At 63.8% G+C, this 7848-nt stretch carries 4 protein-coding genes; 1 reads left to right on the plus strand and 3 read right to left on the minus strand.

Features of this window, described 5'->3' with window-relative positions:
• Nucleotides 1–12: 12 nt before the first annotated feature.
• Nucleotides 13–2085 carry a PAS domain-containing sensor histidine kinase gene (locus XdyCFBP7245_RS14140; protein WP_104616222.1) on the minus strand — a complete coding sequence of 691 codons (2073 nt, stop codon included), beginning with the start codon at nucleotides 2083–2085 and terminating at the stop codon, nucleotides 13–15.
• On the minus strand, nucleotides 2072–3586 hold the full coding sequence (locus tag XdyCFBP7245_RS14145; RefSeq protein WP_104616212.1) for an ATPase domain-containing protein: 1515 nt from the start codon (nucleotides 3584–3586) through the stop codon (nucleotides 2072–2074). Before XdyCFBP7245_RS14145 ends, XdyCFBP7245_RS14140 begins: the two co-directional genes overlap by 14 nt.
• Before the next feature lie 290 nt (nucleotides 3587–3876).
• Here XdyCFBP7245_RS14145 and XdyCFBP7245_RS14150 point away from each other — a divergent pair, with 290 nt between their 5' ends.
• Complete coding sequence (locus XdyCFBP7245_RS14150; protein ID WP_104616223.1) at nucleotides 3877–4221, plus strand: response regulator; 345 nt, start codon at nucleotides 3877–3879, stop codon at nucleotides 4219–4221.
• 162 nt (nucleotides 4222–4383) lie between these two features.
• On the opposite strand, the gene XdyCFBP7245_RS14155 is transcribed toward XdyCFBP7245_RS14150, so the two are convergent.
• The gene (locus tag XdyCFBP7245_RS14155; RefSeq protein WP_104616213.1) at nucleotides 4384–7239 is read right to left on the minus strand and encodes a hybrid sensor histidine kinase/response regulator; all 2856 of its coding nucleotides are present in this window, start codon (nucleotides 7237–7239) and stop codon (nucleotides 4384–4386) included.
• Nucleotides 7240–7848 lie beyond the last annotated feature (609 nt).

The raw sequence follows: 7848 nt of genomic DNA on the forward strand, positions 1-7848 counted from the left end.
CATCTGCATCGCTCAGGACGACGGCCCCAACACCTCGTGCAACTTCCCGCTGAACTCGCCCAGCGTAAAGGGCTTGGCGATCATGCTCATGCCCTCGGCAAGAAATTCGCCACGGTCGCGTGCGGTCTCCGCGTAGCCGGTCATGAAGATCACCGGCAGATCGCGGCGCGACTGTCGCGCAATCTCGGCCAACTGGCGTCCGTTGAGCCCGGGCAACCCGACATCGGTGACCAGCAGATCGATCCGTCGCTGCGAGGCCAGAATCGGCAGCGCGGCATCGGCATCGGCCACCACTTCGGCCTGGTAGCCCAGCTCGCCAAGCAGCTCGGTCACCAGCAGACGCACCTGTTCGTCGTCTTCCACCACCAGCACCTGCTGCCCCTGTCCGGCTACCACCGCGCCGATCTGTGGCCCGACCGCAACGCTCTGCGCTTCCGCACCGGCAGGCAGGTACAAGCTCACCGTGGTGCCAACGCCCACTTCCGACTCCACCCAGACCTGCCCGTTGGACTGCTGCATGAAGCCATAGATCATCGACATGCCCAGGCCGGTGCCCTGCCCGATCGGCTTGGTGGTGTAAAACGGCTCGAACACGCGCTCCAGCACATCGGCCGGCATGCCGCTGCCGGTATCGGCGACCGACACCACGACGTAATCGCCCGGCGCCAGCATGATCCCGCGACCGAGTTCGAGCCGGTGTTCGTCGACATGCAGATGCCGGGTCGAAATGCGCAACTGACCGCCGTCCGGCATGGCGTCGCGGGCGTTGATGGCCAAGTTGATCAACGCGCTTTCCAGCTGGTTTTCGTCCACATACGCCTGCGGTAGCGCATCGCAAAGATCGGCTTCCATGCGTACCGACTCGCCCAGCGTGCGCGCCAGCAATTCCTGCAGCGACACCACCAGATCGTTCAACTGCAGATGCCGGGCCTGCAGCGATTGCCTGCGCGAAAACGCCAGCAGGCGCTGGGTCAGTGCGGCCGCACGCAAGGCCGAGGCCGATGCCACATCCAGGAACCGCCCAAGTCCCTCGGTGCGCCCCTGGTCGATGCGCAGACGCGCCAGATCCAAGGCCGACAGGATGCCGGTCAGCATGTTGTTGAAGTCGTGCGCAATGCCGCCGGTCAACTGGCCCACGGCTTCCATCTTTTGCGCTTGACGCAGCGCGGCCTCACTGGATTCGCGCGCCAACATCTGCTGCTGCAGCTCGGCGGTGCGTTCGGCCACCTTGGCCTCCAGCAGGTTGGCCTGCTCCTGGATCGATTCCATCGCCAGCGCACGTGCGGTGATGTCGGTCGCAAACACGTGGAAGCCATCCACCTTGCCATCTGCATCCAAGCGCGGCATGTAGCGGATCTCCGCATCGCGGCGGCGCCCATCGGCATGCGGCCAGCTCGCTTCCACCGTCAGCGCCTGGCCGGCCAGTGCGGCTTCGATCCAGGCGCGTCGCTCGGCCACCACCGCAGGCCCCACCACATCGACCAGCGGCTTTCCGATCACGTCCTGCGGCGGAATACCGATCCAGTCTTCGTAGGAGCGGTTGGCGAAGCGGTAGATCAGGTTCTTGTCGATGAAAGCGATCAATACCGGCAAGGCATCGGTGACGCGGCGCAGCTCGGCTTCGCTCAATGCCAGCGCAGCACGGCCTTCGGCCAGCTCTGTCATCTGGTCGCGGATCACGAACTGTTTTTGTCGCGACCGCAATGCGTTGAAAATCGCGCTCAGCAGCGACGACGAACTGAGCGGCCGCTCCAGCTCGATGACATTGGTCATCTCGGCAGGCAGGCTCACCCGGCGACCGTGCTGGCTGCCACGTGGCGCGCGCAGCAGCACGAACGGAATATCCGACCACGCCGCCTGGCCTTGCAGGATTTGCTGCAACTGCTGCAGATTGCCGCCCAAGGCTTCTTCGGTGAGCACCACCACACCGGAACTGTCGAGCAGATCGCCGGCCAACGCTTCCAGCGCGCTGTAGACCCGGTGCGTTAGCCCACGCCCACCGACGGTGGTCGCGATACTCTCCGCATCGCGGCCGAACGGCGCGATGATGTGGACGACCGATCCATCCGCTTCACGGTTTGTCAAGTGCACGGTCCAGCAACGGCGTGCCGTCTCCGACAAACTGCGGGGTGCCAGTCAACACACCATGGAACCTGTCCAACGGCTCGCTCAGGTGCAGACCGCTGCTGGTGATGCGCATCTCGCGTATCGAATCTTCATGCGCGCCGCTGCGGTTCTTGATGACCGACAAGGCCTTGCGGATCCGCCCCTGCGCTTCGAAGAAGCGAAACAAAATGACGGTATCGGCCATGTAGGAAATGTTGAGATTGCCGGTGGACATCGTCCCCACCAGACCATGCTGCGGGTTGATCAGGAACGTGGTCACGCCGCTCTGGTTGAGATAAGACAGCAACTCGTGCATCTGCAGCATCAGCTGCTTTTCCTGCGGCATCGACGACAGGTAGCCGTTGAGGCTGTCGATCACCAGAATGCGGCAGTTGCGCGCTTCCACGCTTTCGCGCACCGCCCAGGCGAACTCACCGGGCGTCAGTTCCGCCGGGTCCATCTGGTGCAGTTCCAACATGCCGGACGCCAGATGCTTGCGCAGATCCATGCCCAGGTTTTCCGCGCGTGTCAGCAAGGTGCCGGTGCGTTCGTCGAACTGCAATACGCAGCAGTGCTCGCCACGCTCGCAGGCGGCACTGACATATTGCAGGGCGACATTGGTCTTGCCCGAGCCGGCCGGACCGGTCAGCAAGGTGCTGGTGCCGCGCAGCGGGCCGCCATGCAACAGCGCATCGATACGCTCGACACCGCTGGACACCGCATCGCCGACAAACGAGACGTGATGATCGGAGGCGATCAGGCGCGGGTAGATCCGCATTCCGCCGGTGACAATGGTGATGTCGTGGTAGCCGGCAGTGAAGTTGACCCCGCGCAATTTCTGCACCTGCATGCGCCGGCGCGCCGCACCGAAATCCAGCGTCATGCGCTCCAACGAAATCACGCCATGACACAGGCTGTGCAGATGCGCATCGCGCTGGCCGTTTTCGTCGGTGAGGTCATCGACCAGAAACACGGTGATGTTGCGCGGCGCGAAAAACTGCTTCAGCGCCAGCACCTGGCGCCGGTAACGCAACGAGTCCTGCGCCAACAGACGCAGTTCGGACAACGAGTCGAACACCACGCGCGTGGGCTTGACCCGATCGACCTCGGCCTGGATCAGCTTGATCGTGCCATCCAGTTCCATTTCCCAGGGATGCAGAATGGACTGCTGGCGCCCGTCGCCGAGAAAGGCTTCGGCCGAGGCAAGCTCGAAGATGTGCAGCGCTTGCAGCGACCACCCATGCGAGCCGGCGACTTCGTTGAGCTCGTCGATGGTTTCCGACAAGGTGACATACAGGCAGCTTTCGCCCTTGGCTGCGCCATCGAGCAGGAACTGCAGCGCCAACGTGGTCTTGCCGGAGCCTGGCTGGCCTTCGAGCAGGTACAGCCGGTTGGCGGGCAGCCCTCCGCGGAGGATGGTGTCAAGCCCCGTCGTGCCGGTGGTGATGCGGTTTGCGATCAGCGGCTTCACGTTTTCCATGTCGTTTAAGTTAACACGCGCGCGTGATCGTCAGCTTCCAACGACTGAATTGATCAGCTTGCCCGGCTTGACGCGCAGCGCTTGCGGCCTACCTCTGGCCGTGATCTGCGTTGCGGTTTTTGCTGCACGCCGTGTTGCAGATCGGCACTCTGCCGCGCCCCATGCTGCTCGATGTGACAACTCCGACACATTCGTCACGGGCGCACGCATAGCCTTGACAGTGAAGCAGGTCGCGTTGTTGCGATCGCTTGAGGATCGCGGTGAACGACGCATCATGTAACGCACGCATTCTGTTGGTGGAAGACGACGACGCCATTCGCGCGATGACCGCGGATATCCTCTGCGAAGAGGGCTACCGGGTTGTCGTGTCTGCCGATGCCGAACAGGCGATGGAGCAGCTCGTCACGGCCTGTCCGTTCGACCTGCTGTTGTCGGACATCTGCCTTCCCGGCATGAACGGACGCGACCTGGCCGACAACGCACGCCGGTTATATCCCGCACTGCCGATCATTTTCATGACCGGCTATGCAGGCGTCAGCGCCAAGCGCGCCGACTTTCTGCATACCGGCACGCGCCTGCTGACCAAGCCATTTTCATTGCGCGACTTGCTAGGCATTGTGCAAACGGCGCTATAACCGGGCGCAACCGCGGCAATCTCACACGCTGCAAGTGCAGCTCACAGAGCGCGCTGGACAGGTGGTGGCAAGGGCTGCGCTACATGCTCGATCAGGACGTGAGCCGCCCGACGCAGAACACTCGACTCCGCTGCTGGCGTGACTTACCGCATTGCCGTCGCATCATGGGGACCGCCGCTCCAGCAACTGCCGCACGCGCAGCTTCAGCTCGGCCGCCAGGAACGGCTTGGTCAACACCTCCATCCCGTCGTCCAGCTGCCCCGCGCCGACGGCTGCAGTTGCCGCATAGCCGGTCACGAACAACACCGGCAACGTCGGCCGATACTGCCGGCCCGCATCGGCCACCTGGCGCCCGTTCAAACCACCGGTCAGGCCGACATCGGTCACCAGCAGATCGATTGGCTCTGACGAGCGCAAGCGCTCCACCGCAGCGCTGCCTTCGGCCGCTTCGATGACGCGGTAACCGGCCTCGGTGAGCACTTCGGAGATCAGGATACGGATGGCGGTTTCATCCTCCACCAGCAACACAGTGCAGCTCTGCGCTGCAGCGCGCTGCGGCTGTTCCGGCGTGGCCGCTGCAGCGTCCTGTGCATGTGCGCCGGTGAACCGCGGCAGGTACAGCGCCATGGTGGTGCCCACGCCCACTTCCGAATCGATGCGCACGTGCCCACCGGACTGCCGGGTAAACCCGTAGATCATCGACAGGCCCAGACCGGTGCCCTGCCCGATCGGTTTAGTGGTGAAAAACGGCTCGAATACTTTGGAGATGACCTCGTCGGTCATGCCGGTGCCGGTATCCTGCACGCTCAGGCAGACGTAGTCGCCAGGCGGCAGATCCAGCGGTTGGGCCGCGGCCGAATCCAGCGAGCGGTTGTGCAGGCTAATGGTGAGTTCACCGCCATCGGGCATGGCATCGCGCGCATTGAGGCACAGATTGAGCAGCGCATTCTCCAGCTGCGGTGCGTCCACCAGCACCTTCCACGGCTGCGGCGCCGGCGTCACCTGCAAGGTGATCGATGGACCCAAAGTGCGCGAGATGATCTCACGCATGCCGTGCACCAGCGTGTCCACGTCCAACGCACTGGGGGCAAGCGTCTGCCGGCGCGAAAATGCCAGCAGGCGTTGCGTCAACGCAGCGGCGCGCGCGGCGCTGGTTTGCGCCATTTCCACATAGCGCTCCAACCGGTCGTACTTGCCTTGCTCGACGCGTGCCTGCAGCAACTCCAGCCCCACCGTGATGGAGGTCAACAGATTGTTGAAGTCGTGCGCCAGGCCGCCGGTGAGCTGGCCGACGGCTTCCATCTTTTGACTCTGGCGCAGTTTTTCTTCGGCCAGCAGCAACGCTGCGCTGCGCTCGCGCACGCGTTCTTCCAGGGTCTCGGTCAGCAAGCGCAATTGCTCTTCGGCCGCGCGTCTGTCGCTGACATCCGTCGCGGTACCGAACCATTCCTCAATCCCGCCCTGCGCATCCAGCAACGGCACTGCGCGCAGCAACGTCCAGCGCACCTGCTGTCTGTCCAGCACGCGCAGCTCAAGCTCCAGCGCAGCCTTATCACCGATCGCAGCATGGATGGCCGCAAGCAACGGCGCACGATCGTCCGGATGAATCCATTCCTGCTGCCAGCGCGGATTGGCCGGACGACCATCGTCCAACAAGCCATCGCCGGCATGCAGGCGCAACGCGCCCCAGTTGGCAGTGGCAGAAAAGATCGCTTGCGACGACGCGCGCACCAAGGCGTCCAGCCGACGCTCGCTTTTGATCAATGCCAGGCTGGCCAGGCGCTCGGCAGTGCGGTCGCGCAGCACTTTGACAAAGCCGATCGCCACCCCGCTTTCTTCGCGCAGCACCATCAGCGACCCATTGGCCCAGAACCGCTCGCCGGATTTGCGCATATGCCAGCGCTCGTCCATGCCGCTGCCGCTCTCCAGCGCTGCGGCGGCTTCGATGAGGAGCTGTCGATTCGCCACATCTTCCGGGGTAAATGTGCGCTCCAGCGATTGCCCGAGCATCTCGGCCTCGGTCCAGCCCAGAATGCGGCGCGCACCTTCGTTCCAGGAAGTCACCCGGCCGCGCATGTCGGTCGCGATGATCGCGTAGTCCATGACGCTATCGAGGATCTGCCGGTTGCGCACCTCCGCCTCGCGCACGGCGCGCTCCAGGCTGATGCGATCGGTGATATCCAACCCTTGCACGAAGATGCCGGAGACCGTGCCGTCGGCGCCGGCAATCGGCTGATACACCAGGTCCAGCAGATGCCGCTCGGTCGGCCCGCCCGGTATTGCCTGGGCGTCGTACACCAGCGCATTGGCCGTATAGGCGCGCCCGGAACGATACACCTCATCCAGATGGCGCAGATGCCCTTGCTCGAGCGCATCCGGCAACGCTTCGGCGAGCGGCCGCCCGATCACGTCGCGGTGGCCGATCAAGCGCGAGTAACACGGGTTGGCGAACTCCACGCGGTGCTGCGGCCCACTCAAAAAAGCCATGAACATCGGCGCCTGCTCGAACAGGCGGATCAAGCGCTCGTGCTCGTCGGCAAGCCGTGTCTGCGCCAACTTGCGTGCAGTCACCTCGTTGGTCACGCAGAACGCGCCACCGATGCTGCCATCGTCCAGATAGATCGGCGAAAACGAAAACGTCCACCAGGTGTCTTCCGGCACACCGTAGCGATTCATGGCGATCGGCATTTCTTCAAAACGCGACGCACTGCCGGCAAACGCCGCCTCGATCGGCGCACGTACCGCCTCCCAGGCATCGGCCCACAGCTCGCGCAGCGGCGCACCCAGCGCGTGCGGCTGACGCGGCCCCAGGATCGGCGCATACGCATCGTTGTAGAAAAACGTCAGCGCCTGGCCCCACACCACGTACATGCTTTCCGGCGACGCGAGCATCAGACTGACCGCATTGCGCAACGGCGACGGCCACTGCGCGCTCGGCCCCAACGGCGTCGCCGCCCAGTCGTATGCGCGCACCGCCTGCGCCATGGCGCTGTCGCCATGCGGAAATGCAGTGGTCATGCCGGGCGTATCCGCACGCTCACGCCATGCCGCAGATCGCCTGCACGACACCACCGCATCGCTTCACTGCCTGCGCCCCGATGACTGTTCACCCATCCGTGCATCTGTGCCAAACCATTAGAAAAGAGCCCAAGACCGCGCGGGGTATCGCCAACAGGCACGATCGACCACCCACACCACCGTCATCATCCAACCTGCAACAGGCGACGTCCATCCAGCCGTTGGTGCTGCCGCAGCGCCACGGTACTGCGCCGCGTGTGAGGACATGTGTTAGCCAACAGCGACGTGGCGCGCAACGGCCGGCTGGTCAGCTTGTTGGGCGTGTTAGACGTGCAGATCGCTTACGTGGCGCTATCAAGTGCGCAATTCATCTTTACCGAGCCATGGCTCGACCGGCCCTTGGCTCGCGACTTTTTTCGGCGTCTTCAAGAACCCAAGCGCACGGTTGTCTTGGGCGTGACTGGCTGCTCTGTATGCGTTAGTGGCGAGCCGCAGATCTGCGCGCCGGCTGCACGGCCCTTGCCCGCCTACCTCCGCGGGACACGCCGTGAATCCATCCATGGAGCAACTGTGTTGGTCAGGACCTCAATCCGCGACCTTTGATCAGTT

The sequence above is a fragment of the Xanthomonas dyei genome (assembly GCF_002939865.1).
In the GTDB taxonomy this organism is placed as follows: Bacteria; Pseudomonadota; Gammaproteobacteria; order Xanthomonadales; family Xanthomonadaceae; genus Xanthomonas; species Xanthomonas dyei.

Coding starts and splice junctions, on each gene's coding strand:
- XdyCFBP7245_RS14145 (WP_104616212.1), bottom strand. CDS start 3,586: ATGGAAAACGTGAAGCCGCTGATCGCAAACCGCATCACCACCGGCACG.
- XdyCFBP7245_RS14155 (WP_104616213.1), bottom strand. CDS start 7,239: ATGACCACTGCATTTCCGCATGGCGACAGCGCCATGGCGCAGGCGGTG.